General features: G+C 70.7%; 22 protein-coding genes. 7 read left to right on the top strand and 15 right to left on the bottom strand.

Annotated elements, in window-relative coordinates:
* Positions 1–121 precede the first annotated feature (121 nt).
* The 3 genes from WMF26_RS47265 to WMF26_RS47275 are packed head-to-tail and all read left to right on the top strand — an operon-like array spanning position 122 to position 5,469.
* Positions 122–1,222, top strand: a complete 1,101-nt coding sequence (locus WMF26_RS47265; protein WP_437998056.1) for a tryptophan 2,3-dioxygenase family protein — start codon at positions 122–124, stop codon at positions 1,220–1,222.
* On the top strand, positions 1,219–3,264 hold the full coding sequence (locus WMF26_RS47270; protein WP_437998057.1) for a DCC1-like thiol-disulfide oxidoreductase family protein: 2,046 nt from the start codon (positions 1,219–1,221) through the stop codon (positions 3,262–3,264). Before WMF26_RS47265 ends, WMF26_RS47270 begins: the two co-directional genes overlap by 4 nt.
* Positions 3,265–3,273: 9 nt before the next feature.
* Entirely contained in the window at positions 3,274–5,469 is a 2,196-nt protein-coding gene (locus tag WMF26_RS47275) for a hypothetical protein (protein ID WP_437998058.1), read from the top strand.
* A gap of 109 nt (positions 5,470–5,578) precedes the next feature.
* Here WMF26_RS47275 and WMF26_RS47280 read toward each other — a convergent pair whose 3' ends face one another.
* Entirely contained in the window at positions 5,579–6,004 is a 426-nt protein-coding gene (locus WMF26_RS47280) for a hypothetical protein (RefSeq protein ID WP_437998059.1), read from the bottom strand.
* A gap of 316 nt (positions 6,005–6,320) precedes the next feature.
* Positions 6,321–7,091: an SDR family NAD(P)-dependent oxidoreductase gene (locus WMF26_RS47285; RefSeq protein WP_437998060.1), complete on the bottom strand. Its 771-nt coding sequence runs from the start codon at positions 7,089–7,091 to the stop codon at positions 6,321–6,323.
* 129 nt (positions 7,092–7,220) lie between these two features.
* Here WMF26_RS47285 and WMF26_RS47290 point away from each other — a divergent pair, with 129 nt between their 5' ends.
* Positions 7,221–7,868 (top strand): TetR/AcrR family transcriptional regulator, encoded by a 648-nt coding sequence (locus tag WMF26_RS47290; RefSeq protein WP_437998061.1) that lies wholly within the window; start codon positions 7,221–7,223, stop codon positions 7,866–7,868.
* Positions 7,869–7,966: 98 nt separating this feature from the next.
* Here the strand turns inward: WMF26_RS47290 and WMF26_RS47295 are convergent, their stop codons facing one another.
* The 8 genes from WMF26_RS47295 to WMF26_RS47330 all read right to left on the bottom strand — a co-directional run bounded on the left by WMF26_RS47295 (position 7,967) and on the right by WMF26_RS47330 (position 15,212).
* Complete coding sequence (locus tag WMF26_RS47295; protein WP_437998062.1) at positions 7,967–8,956, bottom strand: hypothetical protein; 990 nt, start codon at positions 8,954–8,956, stop codon at positions 7,967–7,969.
* A gap of 356 nt (positions 8,957–9,312) precedes the next feature.
* Positions 9,313–9,972 carry a GIY-YIG nuclease family protein gene (locus WMF26_RS47300; RefSeq protein ID WP_437998063.1) on the bottom strand — a complete coding sequence of 220 codons (660 nt, stop codon included), beginning with the start codon at positions 9,970–9,972 and terminating at the stop codon, positions 9,313–9,315.
* A 12-nt stretch (positions 9,973–9,984) separates the two neighbouring features.
* Positions 9,985–10,275 carry a hypothetical protein gene (locus WMF26_RS47305; protein WP_437334555.1) on the bottom strand — a complete coding sequence of 97 codons (291 nt, stop codon included), beginning with the start codon at positions 10,273–10,275 and terminating at the stop codon, positions 9,985–9,987.
* 252 nt (positions 10,276–10,527) lie between these two features.
* The gene (locus WMF26_RS47310; protein WP_437998064.1) at positions 10,528–12,057 is read right to left on the bottom strand and encodes a non-reducing end alpha-L-arabinofuranosidase family hydrolase; all 1,530 of its coding nucleotides are present in this window, start codon (positions 12,055–12,057) and stop codon (positions 10,528–10,530) included.
* A 534-nt stretch (positions 12,058–12,591) separates the two neighbouring features.
* Entirely contained in the window at positions 12,592–13,170 is a 579-nt protein-coding gene (locus WMF26_RS47315) for a hypothetical protein (RefSeq protein ID WP_437998065.1), read from the bottom strand.
* A 31-nt stretch (positions 13,171–13,201) separates the two neighbouring features.
* The gene (locus WMF26_RS47320) at positions 13,202–14,050 is read right to left on the bottom strand and encodes an SDR family oxidoreductase (protein ID WP_437998066.1); all 849 of its coding nucleotides are present in this window, start codon (positions 14,048–14,050) and stop codon (positions 13,202–13,204) included.
* Positions 14,051–14,313: 263 nt separating this feature from the next.
* Positions 14,314–14,967 (bottom strand): polysaccharide deacetylase family protein, encoded by a 654-nt coding sequence (locus tag WMF26_RS47325; RefSeq protein WP_437998067.1) that lies wholly within the window; start codon positions 14,965–14,967, stop codon positions 14,314–14,316.
* Positions 14,968–14,975: 8 nt separating this feature from the next.
* Entirely contained in the window at positions 14,976–15,212 is a 237-nt protein-coding gene (locus WMF26_RS47330) for a hypothetical protein (RefSeq protein ID WP_437998068.1), read from the bottom strand.
* A gap of 103 nt (positions 15,213–15,315) precedes the next feature.
* Between WMF26_RS47330 and WMF26_RS47335 the strand changes: the two genes are divergently transcribed.
* A complete protein-coding gene (locus tag WMF26_RS47335; RefSeq protein ID WP_437998069.1) occupies positions 15,316–15,756 on the top strand; it encodes a LysR substrate-binding domain-containing protein in 441 nt (146 codons plus the stop codon).
* A gap of 66 nt (positions 15,757–15,822) precedes the next feature.
* Here the strand turns inward: WMF26_RS47335 and WMF26_RS47340 are convergent, their stop codons facing one another.
* Both WMF26_RS47340 and WMF26_RS47345 read right to left on the bottom strand, forming a co-directional pair.
* A complete protein-coding gene (locus tag WMF26_RS47340; protein ID WP_437998070.1) occupies positions 15,823–16,419 on the bottom strand; it encodes a DUF4291 domain-containing protein in 597 nt (198 codons plus the stop codon).
* A gap of 149 nt (positions 16,420–16,568) precedes the next feature.
* On the bottom strand, positions 16,569–17,519 hold the full coding sequence (locus WMF26_RS47345) for a LysR family transcriptional regulator (RefSeq protein ID WP_437998071.1): 951 nt from the start codon (positions 17,517–17,519) through the stop codon (positions 16,569–16,571).
* A gap of 74 nt (positions 17,520–17,593) precedes the next feature.
* On the opposite strand from WMF26_RS47345, the gene WMF26_RS47350 reads away from it, so the two are divergent.
* Positions 17,594–18,841, top strand: coding sequence for an MFS transporter (locus WMF26_RS47350; protein ID WP_438002494.1), 1,248 nt, complete (start codon positions 17,594–17,596; stop codon positions 18,839–18,841).
* Between the two features lie 48 nt (positions 18,842–18,889).
* Here WMF26_RS47350 and WMF26_RS47355 read toward each other — a convergent pair whose 3' ends face one another.
* Positions 18,890–19,981 carry an aldo/keto reductase gene (locus WMF26_RS47355; protein ID WP_437998072.1) on the bottom strand — a complete coding sequence of 364 codons (1,092 nt, stop codon included), beginning with the start codon at positions 19,979–19,981 and terminating at the stop codon, positions 18,890–18,892.
* A gap of 226 nt (positions 19,982–20,207) precedes the next feature.
* On the opposite strand from WMF26_RS47355, the gene WMF26_RS47360 reads away from it, so the two are divergent.
* Entirely contained in the window at positions 20,208–20,774 is a 567-nt protein-coding gene (locus WMF26_RS47360) for a hypothetical protein (RefSeq protein WP_437998073.1), read from the top strand.
* Between the two features lie 85 nt (positions 20,775–20,859).
* Here the strand turns inward: WMF26_RS47360 and WMF26_RS47365 are convergent, their stop codons facing one another.
* Together WMF26_RS47365 and WMF26_RS47370 are read right to left on the bottom strand one after the other, a co-directional pair.
* Complete coding sequence (locus WMF26_RS47365; protein WP_438002495.1) at positions 20,860–21,426, bottom strand: nucleotidyltransferase; 567 nt, start codon at positions 21,424–21,426, stop codon at positions 20,860–20,862.
* Complete coding sequence (locus WMF26_RS47370) at positions 21,416–21,682, bottom strand: hypothetical protein (protein WP_437952645.1); 267 nt, start codon at positions 21,680–21,682, stop codon at positions 21,416–21,418. Before WMF26_RS47370 ends, WMF26_RS47365 begins: the two co-directional genes overlap by 11 nt.
* Positions 21,683–21,749 lie beyond the last annotated feature (67 nt).

Here is a 21,749-nt window from a genome sequence, read left to right on the forward strand (position 1 = left end):
TGCGCGCGGCGCCGGCGCACTTCCGTTTCCGGGGTCGCGGGAAGTAGACTCCCGGCGCCGCTCGAGGCGCCGGCGCACCGCGCGAGCTCCCCCGGCGGCCCGTCTCGCGATCGCCACCGACATGAACTACTGGGATTATATCCACGTCGAGGAGCTGCTCGCCCTCCAGGGTGGATTCGACGACGACGAGCAGAAGGTCAGCAACGACGAGGCCCTGTTCATCGTCGTCCACCAGATCTACGAGCTCTGGTTCAAGCTCATCCTCCGCGAGCTCACCTCGGCGCGCGAGCTCTTCCGCCAGAACCCGGTGCCCGATCAGAAGCTCGCCTCCGCGGCCCGCTCGTTCCGGCGGGTCGTCACCATCTTCGAGCAGGCGATCCAGCACTTCCGGGTGATGGAGACGCTAACGACGCGGGATTACTTGGATTTTCGGGATCGCCTCATCCCCGCGAGCGGCTTCCAGTCGGCGCAGCTGCGCGAGATCGAGGTCCTGCTGGGGCTCGACGACGCGCTCCGGATCCCGCTCGGCCGGGAGGGCAGCTACAAGGAGGCGCTCAAGGCCGCCGACGGGTCGCCGTCGTCCGCGACGCGCCGGCTCGAGGCGCGGCTCGCGAGCGGGCCGAGCCTCAAGCACTACCTGTACGAGTGGCTGTCGCGGACGCCGATCGACGGCTCGAGCGAGCCGGAGGCGGTCCTGCGCTTCCTGCGCAACTACATGTGCTCGATGCGCGCCGAGAACGAGCGCCGGGTGCAGATCGCGATCGACAAGGCGCTCAGCCCGGCGGACGTCGAGCGGCTCCGCGCGCGGTACGAGGCCGAGAACGCGAACGCCGAGGCGTTCCTGCTCGCCGAGGACGACCCGGGCGCCGACGCGGCCACGCGCGAGAAGCGGCGGGCCGTCCGCGCGGCGATCGTCTTCATCGAGAGCTACCGCGATCTGCCCCGGCTCGCGTGGCCGCGCGAGGTGCTCGACCGCATCCTGGAGATGGAGCAGGCCATGCTCATCTGGCGGCAGCGCCACGCGCGGATGGTCGAGCGGGTGATCGGCCGGCGCACGGGCACCGGCGGCTCCGCGGGGGTCGACTACCTCGACCAGACCGCGCTGCGCTACCGCGTCTTCGGCGATCTCTGGACCGTGCGGTCCCTGCTCTTGCGACAGCCGAGCGTCCCCGAGCTCGAGCATGCATCGGATTACGGATTCCGGGTCGAGGACTCTCCGTGAAATCACTTCGCGATCATTTCTTGCGCATCGACGCCCGCTCGCTCGGGTTGTTTCGCATCACCTTCGGGCTGGTCCTCATCGCCGACCTGTTCGCGCGGTGGCGGTGGGTGCGGGACTTCTACTCGAACGAGGGCGTCCTCCCGAACCACAACCACCTCTTCAACCTCCGCGGCAAGCAGCAGGTCTTCAGCCTGTTCCACGCCGTCTCGACGGTGGGGGAGGCGCACTTCGCCTTCGCGCTCGCGCTCGTCGTCTACGCCCTGTTCCTCCTCGGCTACCGGACGCGCGTCTTTCACGTCCTCGCGCTCGTCGTGCTGGTGAGCCTGACGTCGAGGAACATCCTGCTCGAGAACGCCGGCAACTACGCGGCGATCGCGCTGCTCGCGTTCACCGCCTTCCTGCCCTGCGGGAGCCGCCTCTCGCTCGACAGCCTCCGCGCCTCGCTGGCGCTCCGGGACGAGAAGCGCGACACGGAGCTGAACGACCGGTCGCGGACCTCGGACGCCGAGATCGAGGCCGAGCGCCTGCCCGGGTGGTCGCCGACGTCGCTCGCCGCGCTGGCGGTGCTGCTGCAGCTCGCGCTCATCTACCTGTGTACGGCGCTCCAGCAGCGCGGCGAGGCGTGGCGCGACGGCACGGCGTTCTACTACGCGCTCCACGCCGAGCGCCTGGCGAGCGACGCGGGCACCTGGCTCCGCGACGCCCTGCCGCTCGGCACGCTGCGCGGGCTCACCTTCGGCACGTGGGCCATGCAGCTCGCGATCCCGGCGCTCATCGTCGTCCCCGCGCTCTTCCGCTGGACGCGCGGGGCCGCCGCCGCGCTGATGGCGGTGCACGGGCTGATCCTCGGCGTCTTCTTCGATCTCGGGCTGTTCGGCTGGGGGCTCGCCGCCGCGGCGCCGCTCGTGATCCCCGGCGAGCTCTGGGACGCGTACGAGCGCTCCTGGAACGAGCGGCGGGCGCGCACGCTCGTGTACGACGCCGACTGCGGCCTGTGCCTCACGCTGTGCCGCCTGATCAAGCGGCTCGATCTGCGCGGGCACGTGGCCTTCCAGGGCAACGGCGCGCTCGACGAGCTCTACGTCCGCAACCAGACGGGCGCCACGGAGCGCGTGCCGATGCCGAAGGAGGTCACGCCGGAGCTCGTCGAGCGGACGGTGCTCGCGATCGACCGGAACGGGCGCGTGCACACGCAGGGCGGGGCGGTGACCGAGGCGCTCCTGGCGCTGCCGTTCGGCTGGCTCGCCTGGCCGCTCAAGCTGCCGGGCGTCTCGCACCTCCTCGACGCGCTCTACGAGGTGGTCGCGACGCGCCGGCACCACATCAGCACGCTCCTCGGCAAGCAGGCGTGCGGGATCCCGCTGTTCGACGAGAGCCACGCGGACGGCGACGACGAGGGCGCCGCGCCGCCGAGCCCCGCGCCGGCGGTGCGGGTGGCGCGCCTCGCGCTGGGGTCGCTGCGCGAGGCGGCGGTGCTGGTGGTGCTCGCCGCGATGCTGGCGCAGACGGCGAAGGAGAACCCGTTGCCCGGCGCGTCCGCCATCCCGCAGGGGCCGGTGCTCGCCGGCGTGGCGTCGTGGCCGCGCATGCTGGCGCGGTGGGACGTGATGGCGCCCGAGCCGCCGCGGGTCAACGCGCTCCTGGTGATCGACGGCCAGACGCGCGCGCAGCAGCCGATCGATCCGCTGACCGGGGAGGAGCCGCGGCTGCAGCCGGCCGGGCACCCCGGGGCGAGGCTCGGCCAGCTCTGGTCCGACTACCTCGATCGCGTCCGGCGGCCGGAGTGGTCCGATTTCCAGCGCGCCTTCCGCGACTACCTCGCGAAGGGCGGGCCGCTCTCGGAGGAGGGCGGGCGCGAGATGGCGCTGACGGGCTACGACGCGTACTGGGTCTCGGCGCCGACCCCCGCGCCCGGCGAGCCCGCGCCCACGGCCTTCGAGCGGGAGAAGCTGTTCTCGCACTCGCGGGGTGGCATGGGGAAGCTCGGCGAGCGCATGCCGCCCCTCGCGCCGGGCCTCGCCCGACCGATCAAGCCGAACTGAGGCGCTCGCATGCGTGAGCCTGACGAGGATCCGACCGCCGCCGATCGCGGCGCGCCGGAGGAGAGCGCGCGTGCTGGCGAGGAGGCGCCGGAGGAGAGCGCGTCACCCGGCGACGGCGCATCGCCCGGCGAGGGCGCGTCGCCTGGCGACGGCGCGTCCCCCGGCGACGGCGCGCCGCCCCGGGCCGCAGCCGGCGCCCCGAGGCCGCCTGCGAGGGAGCGCCTCCGGCGCGCGGGGCGCTGGATCAAGGAGCATTACTGCACCATCGACGTCCGCACGCTCGGCCTGTTCAGGCTGGTGCTCGGCTTCCTCCTGGCGAGCGACTGCGTGCGCCACTGGGCCGAGGCGCGCTGGATCTACAGCAACGACGGGGTGCTCACCAACCACTACCACCTCTTTCACCCGAGCAGCGGATTCAACTTCAGCCTCTATCACGCGTTCTCGTCGATCGAAGAGGTCCACGTCGCGTTCGCGCTCTCGCTCTTCTGCTTCCTCTGCTTCTTCGTCGGCTGGCACACGCGGCTGTTCTCGATCCTCTCCTTCCTGCTCGTGACGAGCAGGGACAACCGGGTCGTCATGATCGAGAACGGCGGCTATGTCGTCGTGAACCTCATCACCTGCTGGGCGATGTTCATGCCGACCGGCAGGCGCTTCTCGGTCGACGCGCTGATCCGCTCCTACCGCGAGCGGCAGGAGCGGACGGCCGCGGATCTCGCGGACCGGAGCCGCCCCGCGTGGGCCGTGCGCCCGTACGTCTCGGGGATCGTGCTCCTCGCGATCGTCAACCTGGCGACCATCTACTATTTCAACGTCGTCAACAAGTCAGGCCTCATCTGGCGTCGCGGCGAGACGGTGCATTATGTGCTGCACCTCGACCGCATGGTGACGGGGCTCGCGGTCGTCGCGCGGGAGTACATCCCTTACTGGGCGAAGCGGGGGCTCACCTGGGGCGTCCTGATGGTCGAGGCGCTGCTCGTGATGTGGATCCTCTCGCCCTACGGCCGCCGCTTCACGCGCGCGCTGGCGATGGTCGGGATGTGGGCCTTGCACGGCTCGTTCGGCGTGATGATGCGCCTCGGCCCCTTCTCGTGGTTCATGATCGGCTGGTCGTTCCTGCTGCCGACGTCGCAGCACTGGGACGCGCTCGAGCGCTGGTATCGCCGCCGCGCGGCGCCCCGGGTCGTCGTCTACGACGCGGGCTCGCCGCTCGCCTTCGCGATGATGCGGCTCCTGGTCCGTCTCGATCACCTCGAGCTCCTCCGGTTCGAGGAGGCGCGCGCGCCGGCCTTGGCGGAGGCGGAGGCCGCGGGGGAAGGGGAGGCCGTGGGGGGAGTAGAGGCGCGGCCGGAGCTCTTCGAGGCGCGCGATCCGTCGGATGGCCGCGTGTTCCGGGGCGCCGCGGCGCTGCGCGAGATCCTGCAGGCGCTCCCCGGCGGTCGCTTTGTCCGCCCGCTGGTCTGGGCGCTCTGCCTCGGCGCGCCCGGCGCGCTGCTCGCGGCCGTGTCGCGGCGGCGCGACGCCGTCGCCAGGTTCTTCGGGCTGACGCGGCCGCCGCGCGCGAGGGCGCTGGCGGTGGGGAGCCCGTCGCCGCTCGCGGAGCAGGTCGCCCGCGGCCGGGTGATCGCGCGGGAGGCGCTGGTCGCGTACCTCGGGCTCTGCGCCGTGAGCCAGGCCATCAACGAGAACAAGAGCGTGCCTGCCGTCCTCAAGCACGCTCAGCCGAAGATCGTGCAGGCGACGATCGTGTATCCGCGCCTGCTCCAGGGGTGGGGGATGTTCGCCCCGAACCCGATCACCGAGGACGGGTCGATCAGCGTCGACGCGATCACCGTCGATGGGCGGCACGTGGATCCGTTCACGGGGCTCCCGCCCGATCTCGACCTCTCCGACGCGCGGGGGCTCGGGCTCGGGCAGATCCGGCAGGACTATTTCAACCGGATCCGGCTCGACCGGAACAAGCCGTTCCGCAAGCCCGGCCTCCAGGACTACCTGCTCGCGTACCACGAGCGCACCGGGCGGCCGGACGACCAGATCGTCGCGTTCGACGTCTACTGGGTGCGGGATCAGTGCCCGAAGCCGGGGGAGAGCGCGCCGTACAAGAACGAGGCGATCCCGATCCTGTCGTACCGGAAGCCGGGCTATCGGCCGCGTCCGGGGCTGCCGCCGCTGCCGCCGGCGCCGAAGGAGCAGAGCGCGGGGAATTGAGCCCGCGTCGCGAGGAGGCGAGGGGGCGGCGGCGAGCCGCCCCGCGCCGCCGGAAGCGCGCGATTCCGGGGAGGCGGGGCGACGGATCACCCGGACGGCCGCAGGGCGGTCACCGCTGGCACTGGAGCGTCACGGTCCGGCCCGACGCTTCGGCGGGGACCGCCGTGCTGCGCACGTCGCCGCGCCCGCACTGCCAGCGGGCGTAGTACTCCTTGGCGCAGCCGTACGCGGGATCTCCGATGACACGGTGGTCGACCGCGTACTGGCAGTAGGTGAGGCCGTTGCAGGCGCGGGCCAGGTTGTACGTCTGGTTCCCTGCCGGGGTGCCGCAGTTGGCCCCATAGGTCGCCTCGATGACCCTGATCGAGCCCCGCCTGGCCTCGTCGGCGGCCTCGCTCTCCGGGTTGTCCGACGCGCCCGCGGTCTCCCCCTCGCCGCCGATGTCCGCGGGCTCCTGCGCGGCGCTGCCGCTCGTCGAGGAGATTGCCAGGAATCCGCCGAGGAGCGCCCTGCTGATACCGATGGATGCCGTCACCTCGCCCTCCGACTCTCGCAGGTCACGGGCTCGGATCGCGGCGCGTCGTCCCGCCCCGAGCACCCGGCCCGCACGGGTTGTTTAACGTCGCCCCGGAGCACGTCGAGCCCCTTCCCGCGGCGTCCAGCGCGGCTTTCCGACGAAGAGAGGGCGTCCTGACATTCTGGTATTCCGTGTGCTCGCCGCGGGATGGTGGTCAACTTTGCCCAGAGAGAGTCCACATGAAGGCGGGAAGATCATTAAGGTATTCTTCCCGCCTTCCCGCCTTCATGTTCAAATTTGATCACGACTCAGCGAGGAGCCCGCCAGTCCCTCGTCACATCGGCCGGCCGCCGCTCGCGCGGATGATCTCCCCGGTGACCGCGGTGTTCGCGGCCGAGCACAGGAAGACGATGGTGGACGCTACCTCCTCGGGCCGCAGGAGCCGCCCCACGGGATACGCCTTCCCGCGCTGCGCCAGCATGTCCGGCGACGCCCGCGCGCTCATCCGGTCGGTCACGGTCAGGCCTGGCACCACCACGTTGGTCAAGATCCCGTGCGGCCCGAGCTCGCGCGCCAGCACCGCGGTGAGCCCGTGGAGCGCCGACTTGGCGGCGGCGTAAGGACCGGCGCCCACCACGCCGTCGAGCGCCACGCCCGAGGAGACGTTGACGATCCGGCCCCAGCCGCGGGCGCGCATGGAAGGCACCGCGGCCTGGATGGCGGCGAAGGCGCCGTCGACGTTGTCGTGGATGGTGCCCAGCCACTCCTCGAGCGGGATGTCCTCGAACCGCGGCGCCTCCCAGGGCAGGCGCTCGCTCCAGCGGACCGCGTCGTTGACGAGGACGTCGATCTGCCCGAAGCGCGCCACGGTGGCCGCGACCGCCGCCTTGACCGACTCGAGCGACCCGAGGTCGAGCTCCAGCGCGAGCGCCTCGCCGCCTCGCCGCTCGATCGCCTGGACGACCTCCGCGGCCTTCTCACGCTCGCTCCGGTAGGTGAGCGCCACGCGGGCCCCCTCGGCCGCGAGCTGCAACGCCACCTCCTTGCCGATCCCCTGCGAGCCGCCGGTCACCAGCGCGGCTCTGTTCTCCAGCCCCAGCTTCATGCGCCACCTCGCTTTCGACGAGAAGGTAGCCGAACTGGAAGAAACTTCCATGATGAAATTGGAAGAATCTTCCACTTTGGCCCCCGGTGGGCCGCTGGTCAGCGGCGCGGGGCTGCGGTAGGGAGGGCCATGGCCGTGGCGCGACAGAGCGGCGTGGCGCGCCGGGAAGCGCTGCTCGACGCGGCGCTGCGCTGCTTCGAGCAGCGGGGCCTCTTGCGCACCGGCATCGAGGACGTCCGCAAGGAGGCGGGGGCGAGCCCATCGAGCGTGTACCACCTCTTCGAGGACTTCCCGGCGCTGGTGGCGGCGCTGCTCGAGCGGACCTTCGAGCGGCTGCTGGGGGACGTCACCGCGCGCGTGCGCGCTGCCAGGACGGCGCGCTCGGCGGTGCGGGCGCTGGTCTCGGCGCACCTGACGTGGGTGCTCGACCACGAGGCCGAGGCGCGCTTCATCTACCAGGCGCTCGCGCTGGAGCTCGACGGGCATCACCGCGCGGCGCTGCGGGAGACGAAGGCGCGGCTCAAGGCGGAGATGACGGCGCACCTCGCGGAGCTCGGCGTCCTCGCCGGGGCGCGCTCGTCCGAGGTGATGGTCGACGTCGTGCTGCTCGGCCCGGCGCACCAGGCCTGCCGCGCTTACTTCTCGGCGCCCGGCGCCGTGGACCCCGCGTGGATGAAGGCGACGCTGCCCGACCTCGCGTGCGCGGCGATGGCCACGCTCGCGCCGAAGGAGCGTGGAAGTCCCCCGGCCAACGGCGCACCTCGCCGCCGTCGGTGAGCGGTGAGCGGCGCGGCGGGCCGTGTGAGGCGGTCGCTCGAGGGATGATGGCAGGTCGCGTTCTGCGGGCTCATGGGCCCGCAGAACGCGCTCGGAGCTCACGAGGGGCGAATCGGCTCCGCGAGCCAGCGGACAAGCGCCTCGCCCTCGAGATCGAGTAAGGCGTCCTCGACCTCGCCGGGGCCGACCGCATGGGCTCGCTCGAGGATCATGCGCTCTTCGTCGGCCGTCGGCCGCCGGCCGATCCGCCGCGCGAAGAGGCGGCCGAGCAGCTCGAGGATCGCCTGCTGTTTGCCGCGTTGCTCTCCGCGCAGCTCGCCGCGTTGCTCTCCGCGCAGCTCTCCGCGTTGCTCGCCGCGCAGCTCTCCGCGTTGCTCGGCCTCGATGATCATCTCCCCGATGATCGGCGTGCGCCGGAGCAGCCCCTCTTCCTTGTCCTCCACCATCTTGACCAGCTCCTTGTGCAGAGTATGCCCCCAGGGATCGACGGTCGCCATCACGAGCAGCGCCGTGTACAGCTCGGCCCGCTCCTCGGCCGTCGCCGCCCTCGCGTGGATCTCGGCGACGACCTCCCGCAGCGCCGCCGCGGTCGCGTCGCGCGCGAGCGGCGCGAACACCAGCCAGAGCACGCTGCCGCGCGCCCGCAGCTCGGCGACGGTGCGCTGGTAGACGGCGTCGACGCGGAAGCGCGCGCCGCTGAACGGCCGCCCCGGCCAGGCGATGCGGCGCTCGCCCGATGCCGGCAAGCGCCGCCTGCGGCCCGACAGGACCACGGCGACGCTCTCGATCGGCGGCACCGGCTCGCCAGGGCTCTCGCGCCGGAGCGCGGCGAAGAGGAAGCCGAGGTACTCGAAGACGCGATCCGGGACGTCGTCGCGGAGCGCGAAGCAGAACTCGACGTGCAGCACGCGTGGCTGCTCGTCGACGCGCAGGCGCAGGGCCTTGTCGAGGCGGCGCTCGAGGGTCGTGACCTGGCTGTCGACCCAGCCGAGGACCTCGATGGAGCGGATCTCGGGGACGAGGGCGCGCACCAGGTCCTCGGGGCGCCTCCGGGCGAGGTGGCGCAAGGCGATGTCGGCGTCTCCCATGCGCGGGCCCATGGCAGGGCGCGTGCCAGGGGCGCGGGGGGCGAAAACCTCGCGATGCGGGCGGCGGCGCGCGCCGCGGGCGGGTGGCGGCGCCATGGCGGCGGCGGTCTCGCGAACCGCCGGCGGGCAGGTGGAGCCCGAGGGCCGCCGGCCCGCATCGGTCGCCCAACCCGGCTTGGGTTGCCCCGGACAACGGGGCGACCACGGATGCCGGCGTCCCGAAGAGCCGGATGTGAGGTCCACAAGTCCGGTCTCTGAGAGGGCCCCCTGGGCGATCCAGGGGCCCTACTCGACGGTGGCGCCTCCAGCTGGTGCCTCTCGCACGTCTGACTCTGGCGGCCGTCGCCAGAACCGAACTAGGTCTCGGACCTCTTGTGTGGCTTGTGTAGAGAAGCGATTTTTCTACACGCTTCATCGTGGAAGAGATCGGTGGTCATCATGATCGAATAGGGGTCGTAATCTTCAACGAACTTGCGCGCGTTCGCGCGAACGTCGTCCTCGGGCCGGAAGAATGGCTGTTCGTCCTCAATAATGAAAGCCAGATCGGATCGCATTATTGACTGGTCTTTGAGATAGCCCGAGACCTCATTTTCTTCGGTGATCTCGAGCCACACGCGGCCTGGTGCCTGCACAATGCGAACCGCCACGATGCCGGGGCGCAGGTGCTGTGGGTACTTTGTTTGTAACGCTTCGGTAATGTCCTCTGCCACGAAATTTGACTCTGGATTCTTAGGTGGGCTGTTTAGTTCGAGCAGAAGATCGATGGCCTTATCTAGCGGATATCGAAAGAACTCACGCGAGGTAGTTACGCGAAAATCTGCGAGTTTTGCATGGGCAGCCTCTTCGAGCTCCTCATGCTGTTCTGAAAACAGCTCAAATGCAACCTGGAAGGGCATCGGTACACCAGTCGTGCAGAGCTCTCGTGCGCGCGCGCGTGTGTCTCGTAGGGTTCGTCCAATCTTGATCAGGCCCGGCATCGATGGATTGACGAGAATGTAGACGTAGCCAGGATTCATGACTGCAGAAGGCTACGAGAGCCGGAGGACGCGGAAGACCACGATGGCGATCTGCATCAGAACCAGGAAGACGTTCCCGACGAGGCCGAAGACGCGGGTGCCGCGGTGGAGCTCGCGCGACCCGAGGTAGCGTGGCGTGGATTTTACGAGGAAGACCACCAGAAGCCCGGTCGAAATCACGAGCAGGGCGACGACTGCAGCTGGGCTGGAGACCCAGAACGATCCGATCGCCATGGCCAGGCCCGGATAGTACCAGAAGTCATGCTTCCCGATGCCGAGGAACTCCTTAACGTTCTCGTCCACTCGTCCTCCCAGCTTCGGCTTGTGACAGGCCGATGGCGAGCCGCATCGGGCGCAGTGTACCTCGGGCGACCCTGGCTCGTCACCCGGCATAGGGGTGGGCAGGGCGGAGCGCGCTCCGCGTTCGGTCGAGACGCGTCGTCCGGATAGCGCTCCCCAGCGCGGTGGCGGCCGAGGCTCCCGTCGAGCTCGGCGAGGGCGCCGAAGTCGTCGTCGCCGCCGAGCTGCCCCCCCTCGCCCTGCGCGCACGCGCGCTCACGGCACGGCCGTGAGCAACCCGAGGCTGTACTCGTTCAGGTCGTAGCTGCTCCCGGCCCGGGTGCGGCCCTGGAACAGGTATCGCATGTTGCACGTGTCGATCGTCATCGTCTCGTCGGGGTTGTCGCGGAGCATCTCGCCGTGGCTGATCCCGTCGTTCGACCAGCCGGCGCCGGAGACGTTGCTCTTCCCCGCGAAGGGGTTGGCCTGCGTGGCCGCGAGCGGCGTCCACGCCCCGTCGAGCCTGTCCGCCGTCCAGGAGCGGAAATACCGGCCATCGCCGATGGCCTCGTGGATCAGGAGGTACTTGTTGCTGCCCTTGATCTTGTAGACGTTGGCGGCCTCGAACAAGGCGAACCTGGAGTCGCTCAGGGCGATGACCGGCGTGCCGAAGCCGTTCGGGAAGCTCGACTTGCTGGTCTGGCTCCGATAGAGATGCCCGTTGTCATCCGAGAAGAACAAGTAGCAATTCGCGTCGTCGCAGATCACCCAGAAGTCGATCCACGTGCCCGAGCCCTTGTTCGCCGTGACGATGGCGGGCTCCCTCGCGATGAACGTCTTCGGCGCCGACCAGGACCTGACGTCGCTCGGGTTCGTGCTTGTCGAGTAGGCAGGCGGCTGTGTCTGGTAGACGAGGTACCACAGCTTCTGCGGCGAGAAATAGAAGAGCTGCGGGGCGCACTTGTAGCCCGTGAGGTTGCGGTTGGTGCTCAAGAGCGTCTTCGGCGCCGACCCGGCCTGGTCCCAGTCGGTGAAGTTCAGATACGTCATGTTGTAGCCGCCGGAGTAGTGCGTCGCGTACACGTGCCACTTGCCGTCATGGAAGAGAACGGTCGGGTCCTTGATCGACACGGAGCCGCTCGGCGGCGTGATCAGCGGGGGCGACGCCGTCCATTCGAAGCTCGTGGGCACGCCGCAGCCAGAGCCCGTGCTGCCCCCCGCGCCGCCGCCGCCCCCCGCGCCGCCGCCGGTGCTCGTGGACCCGCCCGCGCCACCGCCGCCGCCCGCGCCGCCGGCCCCACCCGATCCGGCGCCGCTGCTCGCCGAGGAGCTCGCGGACGAGCTCGAGCTGCTGCTCGAGGAGGCGCTCGCGCTGGCGCCCGAGCCACCGCCGCCGCTCACCGACGCGATCGCCGGCTTCCCGGTGCCGTTGGCACAGAACCCCCACGTCACCGAGGCGCCGGGACCCAGCGTCCCGTTGTAGTTCTCGTTGGCCGCCTGGATCTGCCCGCCCGACGCGGTGACGCGCGCGTTCCACGCGTTGCCCAGCGTCGAGCCGTTGAGCCCGACGACGACCCCCCAGGAGGTGACCGCGCTGTCGCCCGTGTTCTTCACCGTGACGTTCGCGCAGTACCCGGTTCCCCACTGCGATTGCAGCGCGAGGTCCGCCTCCATCGTGCCGTCCGGGCTCTTCAGCTCGGAGTCCAGGGACTCGCTGTCTTCGTGGTCAGAAGGTACGGAGACGCACGCGAGCGAGCAGCACGCGACAGAGGCGGAGATGCAGCTAAGCAAATAGGGGATGCGCATAAGGGTTCTCCACGGCCGGAGCGGCCGAACTGCAAGGTTTCACCGTCGAGCAGCCGCCACACGATGCCTGTGTCGATGACCACACGCGGCATGGATCCGAGGCGATGCTGAAGATGTGCGAGCGAATGTCGGGGCTCGTGGCCGTGACCGCTGTCACACCGCAGCCAGCCTGAACAAAGGAAAAGAATGCTACCGCGCCCCAATGTGAGCGTTCACATTGTCGATGTCAACGCGAATTCACCGACCCGCGGCCATCCTTCTGAATGCGGATGAAAGACTCGAGCATGGATGGATTCCATCCGCCCGCGCGCTACATCCCTGACCCGACGAGCGCGTCGACATCCGGCCCGAGGTGGGAGCCCAGAAGGTGAGCGCGCACATGAAGCTCCATGTCCGCTCTTCGCGATCGCTGCGGGCCGACGGGGAACGACCTGCGGGGTCGTGAACCGCTATGGCCGTTCGCGCGGGCGGATCGAGCTCGGGCCTCGGCCGCGCACCGGGCCGTCGGCCCCGCCGTCGACGGCGCCGCGCGGCTCAGCCCAGGCGCTGCTGCAGGCGGTGCAGGTGGTGCTCCTCGCCGTTCAAGGTCAGCACCGCCATGAACCCGTTGCGCACGAGCTCCTCCTCGAGCCTGAACTCGTGCGTCCCCGGGGCGACCGAGGTGTCGACGATGCGCGCGATCTCCTGCTCCAGGGCGGCGCCGGGGTAGCTGTAGATCTCGAGGCGCAGCGCGCAGGCGCGTTCGATCGTCGCGCGCGCGACGAAGGCGCCCGCGCCCTCGGTCACCGAGAAGGCGCGCCCGAACTCCCCCTCGACGGAAGATCGCCTGAGCGCCCATGCGATCTGCTGGCCGGCGATCGGGGCGTACACGTCCAGCACCATCACGTCCTTGTTCTGCTCCTTGAAGCGCGCGTGGAAGCGCGCCCGGGTGACGGCGTCCACGCCGCCGCCGATGGTGATGAGGTCGAAGTCGCCGGCGTGGAACTCCGCGTCCGCCGACTCGCTCGACGTGCCGACCGCCGAGTGCCCCTGCTGGTTCAGCGCCGCCACGCTCCGCTCGAGGATATCGGCCCTCTTGCCGATGACCAGGATCCTCTTCGCTCTCGATGCCATGCTCTCTCCTCTCTCGCGAGCTGCAGCCGCGTTATCGGAACGCCTCCACGTGGCGCTCCAGCCACTCGTCGAACGTCCGCGCCCTGCGCCCGAGGAGCTGCTCGACCGTGGGCGAGGGCTCCTCGCCCTTGCCGCCCCTGATCAGCGCGAACGCCTCGAGCACGGCGCCAATGAACACGTCGGGGAGCCCCGCCTTCGCCATCTGCTCGCGGGCGGCGTCCTCGCTCACGTCGACGTACTTGAGCGGTCGCCCGATCGCGGCGCCGATCTTCGCCACCTGCTCCGCCGCGCTCAGGGCCTCCGGCCCGGCGAGCACGTACTCCTTGCCTTCGTGCCCCGCCGAGGTCAGCGCCTTCACCGCGACCGCCGCGATGTCGCGCTCGTCGATGGGCCTCGTCTTGGCATCGCCCAGGGGCTGGAACACCGCGCCCTGCGCCTTGATGGACCCGGCCCACTGGAGCGTGTTCGAGGCGAACCCTCCCGGCCGGATCATCGTCCAGCCGACGCCCGACGCCTTGACCCTCGCCTCGGCCTCGCGGTGCCAGCGGCCGATCTGGATGTCGGGCGCGCTGACGACGCTCGACGACGAGAGCAGCACGATGTGCTTCACGCCCGCCTTCTTCGCCGCGCCGGCCGCGTTGCCGGCGAGCTCTGGCAGGTCGCCGCCGGCGCAGACCAGAAATGCCCTGTCCACGCCCGCGAACGCCGCGTCGAGCGTCTCATGCTTCGAGAGATCGCCCTTCACGACGGCGACCTCGCCGCCGCGCCCTGCCAGCCTCGCCGGGTCGCGCACGAGCGCGCGGACCGGGTGGCCCGCCTCGACGAGCTGCTCGAGCACCGCGCCGCCGACGTTCCCTGTCGCTCCGGTCACGAGGATCATCTGCCGCTCCTTCTCCTGATCCGTGGTTCATCGCCCTCGCCCCGTCGGCGGGGGCGTCCGGAGAGCAGCATGCAGCGGCGCCTCTCGAGCGTTGGACCTCACGCCAATGTATTGGAAGAATTCTGCTCGTTTGTTGCACGCGCGCTGCGCGGTCCGCCCGCGACCTGTCCACCTGGCCGCGTCGCGTCACGGCGGCAGGGTGACAGCCGCGCTCATGCGCAGCCGGTCTGGCCGGCTCTGCTCAGCGGGCGGGGCAGACGAGGTCACCGAACCGCGCGAGGTAGCGCCATCGTGTTGTACCAGTCGGCGATCTCTCCGCCGGTCGTCACCCAGACCTCGCGGCGCGAGGTGATGTGGGCGAGCGCCCTGGCGAGGTACTTGCTGCGATGCGTGTGCCCGCTCAGGAACGGGTGCAGGCAGATCGCCATGACGCGCCCCGAGCGCGCGCCGTCCTCGTAGAGGACGTCGAACTGATCGCAGATCATCCGCCCGAACGTCTCGCCGCTCTGCCCTTGCTCGAGGAAAGCCGTGTAGTCGTTGATCTCGACCGAGTACGGGAGCGACAGCACCGAGCCGCTCTTCACCCGCATCGGGTAGGGCTGCTCGTCGTTGACCCAGTTGGCGACGTACTCGATGCCGGCCGCGGCGAGCAGGTCGAGCGTGCGGTGCGATTCGGTCAGCCCCGGGCTGAGCCAGCCGCGGGGCCGCTGGCCGGTGCTCTGCCGGACGGTCTCGATCACGGAGCCGATGAGCTGCCGCTCCTCCTCCTCCGACTGGCCGTTGATCAGCGTGGAATTGTTGGTGCCGTGGGCCATCCACTCCCAGCCGAGCGCGTTGCCCCCCTCGATGATGCGAGGATAATACCGGCAGACGTCGGCGTTGAGCGCCGCGGTCCCCTTGACCCCGTGCTTCTCCATCACATCCATCAGACGCCGACGCGGACGCCGTAGTCGCGCCAGGAGTAGTTCAACACGTCCGGCACGAGGCCCGCGGTCGCCGCGATGATCGAGGCGGAGGGGCGATCGAACAGGAAGTGCTCGATGTTGGGAATGACCCAGACCGCCACCCGCGCGCCGTTCGGCCAGCGCAACGGGGGACGGTCGGAGATGGCGGAATACGGGAAACGATCGTGCTGCTGCGGCGCTGATGGAGCGTGCGACATGGACTCTCTCCTTGGTCGGGAAGCCTGGTGGACACGCTACCTCCGCTCGACATCATGGACAACGACGCTATAGTTCCGAACACTTCGGATCCAGGTGTCCGAAATGGAGACGGACTCACGGCTGATGGCCCGCGCGCTGGGCACCTTCCGGCTCAAGCTCGTCGGCGCGCCCGATTACCTCGCGCGGAGGGGTATCCCGCGGAGGCCGGAGGACCTCAGGTCTCACGCCTGCCTGCATCATCGCTACGCGACCAGCGGCAAGCTCGAGCCGTGGCCGCTGCGCCGCGGGCGCAAGCACATCGAGATCGATCTGCCGACGACGGCGGTGGTGAACACGATCGAGCCTCTGATCCACATGGCCGAGCAGGGGCTCGGCATCGCCTGCCTGCCGGATTTCGCCGTCCGCCGTCAGCTCGACGACGGCGCGCTCGTCACCGTGCTCGACAGCCACACCCATCACGCGGGCCTGTTCCGGCTGCTATGGCCCTCGAGCCGCTACGTGTCGCCAAAGCTCAGGGCTTTTGCGGACTTCACCCAGCGCTGAGCGAAGCGACATGGGCGAGCGCCCGCGCCTGTGCCGACCCGACCGACGGAGTCCAGCCCTGCCTCGTCATGGGTCGATGAGCAGCCGCTCGGCGATCGTCTCGTCGACGGCGTAGGGCCGCTCGCGAGGCAGCAGCTTCGCCGCGCTGTCCGCGTGGCCGGCCTGCATCTGCTGGTACATCTTGCGGACCAGGGGAGTCCTGTCCTCGATGGCGACGACCCAGCTCTCTGCGTACTCGCGGATGAGATCGCGGCCGATGCCGACCTGGATGCTGTAGTAAGGCAGCGGGCCGCCTCGGAGGTTGCGCTCGGTGTCCCACTGGACGTGCACCTTGGCTTCGGCGAACGCCCTGCTCCACGCGTCCGGCGAGCGAAACACCGTCGCTTCCGGCGAGGTGAGGACGGCGAGGGAGAGCGCCCGCTCCCAGCCGGCTCGCCGGACGCGGACGGCGAGGATCCGCTCCTGACCGGGCTTTCGCCCCCAGTTGCTGCGGTGCATGAGCCAGAGGAACGACGGCTTGATCCAGGTCATGCGGCCGAACGAAAACGGAGCGACGAACCGCTGGGCGGCGAGCGCGGGCTCGGCGATCGCCGGCGCGTACGCCTGGTACATGACGATGGTCTCCGCGTCGTAGTCCGCTCGGATCTCGTGAAGTTTCGGCATGCAGTCCACGCTTCGCGATCGCCGTGACCGGACCGGAGACTACCCTGCGGGGTCATGAATCGCCACGCGGCCTCGACGGCTGCTCGAGGCGCCGCCCGCTCGAGGCCGGGCCGGGCCGGGCCGCGCGCCGCCCGCTCGAGGCCGCGCGTTCAGCCGCGCCGGGCCGCCGCGCCGTCGACCACCGCCGGCACGGACGCCCGCATCGCCTCGATGAAGCGCCGCAGCCGGGCCGGATAGAAGTGCGCCTGAGGATAGACCAGGTACACGGGCAGCGGCTCCGCCTGCCACGCCGGCGCGAGGTGCAAAAGCCGCCGCGCTGCCAGGTCGTCGGCGACCAGCCAGGACGAGCTCACGCAGACGCCGAGGCCCATCAGCGCGGCGCTGCGCAGGGCGTACAGGCTGTCGGTGCTCATGCGCGGGCGGATCGCGAGCTCGATCCGCTCACCGCCCGACGCGTGGGTCAGCGCGATCGTGTCGCGGTAATACGTGCGCAGCGAGAGCCAAGGCAGGTCGGCCAGCGCCGATGGATGATCCGGCGGCGCGACCCGGCCCAGCACCGAGGGCGCTGCGGCCACGATGCGCGGCACCTCGGCCAGGCGGATCGCCACCACCGCCGGATCGGCCACCGCGCCGACCAGGATCGCGCAGTCGATGCCGTCGGCGATGAAGCTCGGCGGCCCGTCGCGCAGCAGCCACTCGACCGAGACGCGCGGGTAGCGGCGCAGGTAGTCGGCCAGCGGCTTGACCAGCTGGTGCTGGCCGAACGCGTGCGGCACGACCACGCGCAGCGTCCCGTCGGGCTGGTCGCGGTCGCCCCGCAGGTCCGACTCGAGCGCGTCCAGGCTCGCCAGCAGCGCCTTGGCCCGCTCGAAGCAGCGCTCGCCGTCCTCGGTCAGCTTCATCGTGTGCGTGGAGCGCTGCAGCAGCGGCAGGCCCAGCGACCGCTCCAGCGCCTGCAGGCGGCGGCTCACGGTGGGCTGCGTCGTCCCCAGCTGGGCGGCCGCGGCCGACAGGCTCCCTGCCTCGACGATCCGCACGAACGTCTGCAACAAGGCGACGCGGTCCATCGACGGTGGGGAGGGCGGCGCCGGCCTGGTCATACGTCGAGCGTATAACCGTCGTGCGCCCCACGCCACTACAGCGCCGGAGCAGCGCTCCACATATTGCGTGCACCATGGAAGCCATTCCGCTGACGCATACAACCCCTGCCCTCCAGCCGGCGCCCGCCGCGTCCGCGGCGCCCCTGCCCGCCGCCCTCGTGCTGCTGCTCGCCACCGGGGCGGGCCTGGCCGCGGCCTCGCTCTACTACAGCCAGCCCATGCTCGGCGTGCTGGGGGCCGACCTCGGCGCGGGAGGTCGCGCGCTCGGCCTCGTGCCCACGCTGGCGCAGCTGGGCTATGCGCTGGGCATCCTGCTGCTCGCGCCGCTCGGCGACCGCTACGATCGGCGGCGCATCATCCTGGCCAAGGCGGCCGTGCTGGCGGCCGCGCTGCTGCTCGGCGGCGCCGCTCACGGGATCGGCGCGCTGCTGATCGCCAGCCTGATCACCGGCCTGACCGCGACCCTGGCGCAGGACATCGTGCCCGCGGCCGCGACGCTGGCCCCCGAGGCGGACCGCGGCAAGGTGGTCGGCACCGTCATGACCGGCCTGCTGCTGGGCATCCTGCTGTCCCGCGTGGTCAGCGGCTTCGTGGCGGAGCATTTCGGCTGGCGCGCGGTGTTCGTCGCCGCCGCGGCGAGCATCGCCCTGCTCGGCGCGGCGATGTGGCGCGGGCTGCCGCGCTTTCAGCCGACCACGCGGCTGAGCTACGCCGCGCTGCTCGGCTCCCTGGCCGAGCTGTGGAGGCGCCACGGCGCCTTGCGCCGCGCGGCGCTGGCCCAGGGGCTGCTGGCGGTGGGGTTCAGCGCGTTCTGGTCCACGCTCGCCGTGATGCTGCACGGCGCGCCGTTCCACCTCGGCAGCGCGGCGGCGGGGGCCTTCGGCCTGGCCGGCGCGGCGGGCGCGGTGGCGGCGCCGCTGGCCGGCCGCATCGCCGACCGCCGCGGGCCCGAGCTGGTGACGCGCATGGGCGCCGCCCTCGCGGTCGTGGCGTTCGCCGCCATGGCGCTGTCGCCCTGGCTGTCGGCCCACGGGCGGCTGTGGCTGCTCGGCGCCAGCGCCGTCGCCTTCGATTTCGGCATCCAGGCCGCGCTGGTGGCGCACCAGACCATCGTCTATGGCATCGAGCCCGGCGCGCGCAGCCGCCTCAACGCCGTGCTCTTCGTCGGCATGTTCGTCGGCATGGCCCTCGGCGCCGCGCTGGGCGGCGCGCTCTTCGCCCAGTGGGGCTGGCTCGCGGTGACGGCGCTCGCCTCGTCGACGGCGGCCGGCGCGCTCCTCGTCCGGCTCTGGCCGGCGGCGCGCCGGGCGCCGCGCGCGTGACCGCTCGCGAAGGTCGACCCCCGATACCCGGCCTGCGCGTGGAGCAGCTCAGTAGTGCTCGCCGCGGCGCTGCGGCATGATGGGCGAAGGCTGCGACGCCTCCCCGTTGATCGTGGTCCCGCCGCCGTAGACCCCCGGCGCGAGCCGCAGAAAAGGGATGGGGAACGGCAGCTGCGGCGCGGAGACCGCGTCGAGCGCCGCGACCTGCTCGGCCGTCAACGTCACCTCGAGCGCCTGCACGTTGTCCTCGATGTGCGCGAGGGTCCGTCCTCCGATGATGGTCGACGCCACGCCGGGCTGCGAGCGCACCCAGGCCAGGGCCACGCGGGGCACCGTGGTGTCGAGCTCCCTGGCGATGCGGGCGAGCGCATCGACGATCGCGTACTCCTTCTCCTGCACCCGTCCGGCGACCATGGCGGCGCGGCCTCCGGTCACCTTGCCCGCGTTCTCCCGGGTGTACTTCCCGCTCAGCCGACCGCTCGCCAGCGGCGACCACGGCACGACGCCCAGCCCCAGCTCCCGCGCCATGGGGATGAGCTCACCCTCGACGGTGCGCTCGGCGAGCGAGTACTCGATCTGCAGCGCGATGAACGGCGCCCACCCGCGGAACTGCGCGAGCAGCTGCGCCTGCGCGACCTTCCATGCCGGGGTATCCGAGATGCCGAGATAGCGGACCTTCCCCGACTGCACGAGGTCGTGCATCGCGGCGACGGTCTCCTCGATGGGCGTGTGCTTGTCCCAGATGTGCAGGTAGTAGAGGTCGATGTAATCGGTGCGCAGGCGGCGCAGGGACTGCTCGCAGGCCGCGACGATCGCCTTTCGGTTGGAACCGCCGCCGTTGGGGTCGCCGGGGTAGAGGTTGCCGCTGAACTTGGTGGCGATGACCACCCGGTCGCGCTTCTCCCGGTCGTGCGCCAGGTGGTCACCGATGATCTTCTCGGAATGGCCGCGCGTGTAGAAGTTCGCGGTGTCGATGAAGTTGCCGCCGAGCTCGAGGTACCGGTCGATGATCTGCTGCGACTCCTTCACGCTCGAGCCGAAGCCGGGGCCGAGGTCTTCGCCGAACGTCATCGCGCCCAGGCAGAAGGGGCTGACGCGGAGGCCTGAGCGGCCGAGGGTGACGTAGTGATTCAGGGGCATGGGATCTCTCCGTGGGCTTCCCCGCTCGCAGATCCGCAGCGTCGCGGTTGCGCATGAGGGTCTTGGTTGAGTAGGCGGAACATTGTTCCGTTTCTACCGGGATCAATACGGAACGTTGTTCCGTTTGTCAAGGAGCAGCGCGGCCATGTCGTCCAGGATCCCGCAGGGGGATCACGAGGACGCTTGCGCGCGAGGGTGGCCGCCGTCTTCGTCTATCCTTGTCGCCATGAGCAAGCCCAGGAGGAGCGGTCGAGCTGCGCCGGCGGACGACGTGTTCGCCGCGAGGAGGCGCAAGCCGGTACCGCACGAGTTCGTGCTCGAGGCGCTGGCCGCGCTCGGGCCCGAGACGCGGCCGATGTTCGGCTGCGTGGCGGTCTATGTGGAGGACAAGATCGTCTTCGCCCTGCGCGACAAGCCCGCGCCGCCGCAGGACAACGGCGTCTGGCTCGCCACGTCGGAGGAGCACCACGCAGCCCTGCGCGCGGAGTTCCCGAACATGCGGAGCATCGCGGTGCTCGGGCGCGACGTGACGGGCTGGCAGGTGCTCCCGGCGAACGCGCCCGATTTCGAGGAGGCCGCCCTGCGCGCGTGCGCGCTCATCCGGGCGGGCGATCCGCGCATCGGAAAGGTACCGGGAGAGCGGCGAAAGCGGAGCGAGGCGCCGGCGAAGAAGAAGGCGGCGGCAACGAAGAAGGCGCCGGCGAAGAAGGCGCCGGCGAAGAAGGCGCCGGCGAAGAAGGCGGGGAAAGCGGCCGGGGAGAGGGCCAGAGGCGGGATAGCGAAGAGGGGATAGTGAGCGTCGACGGTTCGTCGCTGCGGGCCGGCCCATCCGACCCGGTCAGGCGGGGCAGGTGTCAACCCCGTCGGGTCCGTTCATCTCATTGCCGGCGCGCGACGGTGGTGCGTGCCTTGCGGATCAGGCGCTCGAGGCGGCGGAGCAACCTGTCCTCGCCGAGGGCGGCCTCGAGCTCGCCGAGGAGATCGCGGATGCGGTCGAGGTCGAGGTCGCGCTGCTCGATCAGCACGCCGCGTACGTCCTCGAGGTCCTTCGGGCGGCCGGCCAGGACCTTCGTGACGACCAGGTCTTCCGGGCTGATCATCGGGACGCGCACGCCGCCGAGGTCGATCACCCTGCGGCGCGCCAGGAACTCGACGTGCAGGCTCGACGCCGCGATCACGACGTCGATGGGCATGCAGGTCGGGCGGTGCACGAGCGGGAGCAGGCGGGCGTCGCGGAGGAAGTCCTCGCCCAGGTGGATCCGGAGGTCGAAGCCCGCGCGCGAGAGGTCGTCCACGAGCGCGAGCGTGCTGGTGTGCGCGAGGTCGACGGTGACGTCGACGTCCGCGGTCATGCGGGGCCTCCCGTAGGCCACGGCGGCCTGCGCGCCGAAGACATACCAGCGGAGGCGCCGCCTCCGCAGCGCCCCGGCAAGATCAGCGAGCAGGGCGACGGGGGCGGGGCGGGACGCGGTCGAGGGCCTCGAGGACGCGGAGGTGCGTGGCGAGGTCTTCGCGGCGTTCTTCCGCGCTCGGCCAGCCGGGCTTTTGCGCGAGGACTTGCTTGCGGAGCTCATCGGCGATCCGGATCCCGGCGGCAGGGCCGTGCTGTCTCTTCCAGTCGCGCCAGTAGAGCTCCTTGTCGCGCTGGGCGGCCACCCAGCCCTGGCGAGCGAACCGCCGGAGCTCGTCAGCGTTGCGCATCGTGCTCAGACTACCACGACCGGCAGCGCCGCGGGACGCGGACCCGTGTCTCGGCCCGCGGCGCTCC

The organism is Sorangium sp. So ce185 (assembly GCF_051526825.1).
Lineage (GTDB): Bacteria > Myxococcota_A > Polyangia > Polyangiales > Polyangiaceae > Sorangium > Sorangium cellulosum_D.

Bases quoted from the DNA above. Each gene is read 5' to 3' on its own strand.
- WMF26_RS47360 (WP_437998073.1), top strand. From the start codon at position 20,208: ATGAGCAAGCCCAGGAGGAGCGGTCGAGCTGCGCCGGCGGACGACGTG.
- WMF26_RS47355 (WP_437998072.1), bottom strand. From the start codon at position 19,981: ATGCCCCTGAATCACTACGTCACCCTCGGCCGCTCAGGCCTCCGCGTC.
- WMF26_RS47350 (WP_438002494.1), top strand. From the start codon at position 17,594: ATGGAAGCCATTCCGCTGACGCATACAACCCCTGCCCTCCAGCCGGCG.
- WMF26_RS47340 (WP_437998070.1), bottom strand. From the start codon at position 16,419: ATGCCGAAACTTCACGAGATCCGAGCGGACTACGACGCGGAGACCATC.
- WMF26_RS47275 (WP_437998058.1), top strand. From the start codon at position 3,274: ATGCGTGAGCCTGACGAGGATCCGACCGCCGCCGATCGCGGCGCGCCG.
- WMF26_RS47320 (WP_437998066.1), bottom strand. From the start codon at position 14,050: ATGATCCTCGTGACCGGAGCGACAGGGAACGTCGGCGGCGCGGTGCTC.
- WMF26_RS47300 (WP_437998063.1), bottom strand. From the start codon at position 9,972: ATGAATCCTGGCTACGTCTACATTCTCGTCAATCCATCGATGCCGGGC.
- WMF26_RS47295 (WP_437998062.1), bottom strand. From the start codon at position 8,956: ATGGGAGACGCCGACATCGCCTTGCGCCACCTCGCCCGGAGGCGCCCC.
- WMF26_RS47335 (WP_437998069.1), top strand. From the start codon at position 15,316: ATGGAGACGGACTCACGGCTGATGGCCCGCGCGCTGGGCACCTTCCGG.
- WMF26_RS47370 (WP_437952645.1), bottom strand. From the start codon at position 21,682: ATGCGCAACGCTGACGAGCTCCGGCGGTTCGCTCGCCAGGGCTGGGTG.
- WMF26_RS47330 (WP_437998068.1), bottom strand. From the start codon at position 15,212: ATGTCGCACGCTCCATCAGCGCCGCAGCAGCACGATCGTTTCCCGTAT.
- WMF26_RS47290 (WP_437998061.1), top strand. From the start codon at position 7,221: ATGGCCGTGGCGCGACAGAGCGGCGTGGCGCGCCGGGAAGCGCTGCTC.
- WMF26_RS47285 (WP_437998060.1), bottom strand. From the start codon at position 7,091: ATGAAGCTGGGGCTGGAGAACAGAGCCGCGCTGGTGACCGGCGGCTCG.
- WMF26_RS47265 (WP_437998056.1), top strand. From the start codon at position 122: ATGAACTACTGGGATTATATCCACGTCGAGGAGCTGCTCGCCCTCCAG.
- WMF26_RS47345 (WP_437998071.1), bottom strand. From the start codon at position 17,519: ATGACCAGGCCGGCGCCGCCCTCCCCACCGTCGATGGACCGCGTCGCC.
- WMF26_RS47315 (WP_437998065.1), bottom strand. From the start codon at position 13,170: ATGGCATCGAGAGCGAAGAGGATCCTGGTCATCGGCAAGAGGGCCGAT.
- WMF26_RS47325 (WP_437998067.1), bottom strand. From the start codon at position 14,967: ATGGAGAAGCACGGGGTCAAGGGGACCGCGGCGCTCAACGCCGACGTC.
- WMF26_RS47310 (WP_437998064.1), bottom strand. From the start codon at position 12,057: ATGCGCATCCCCTATTTGCTTAGCTGCATCTCCGCCTCTGTCGCGTGC.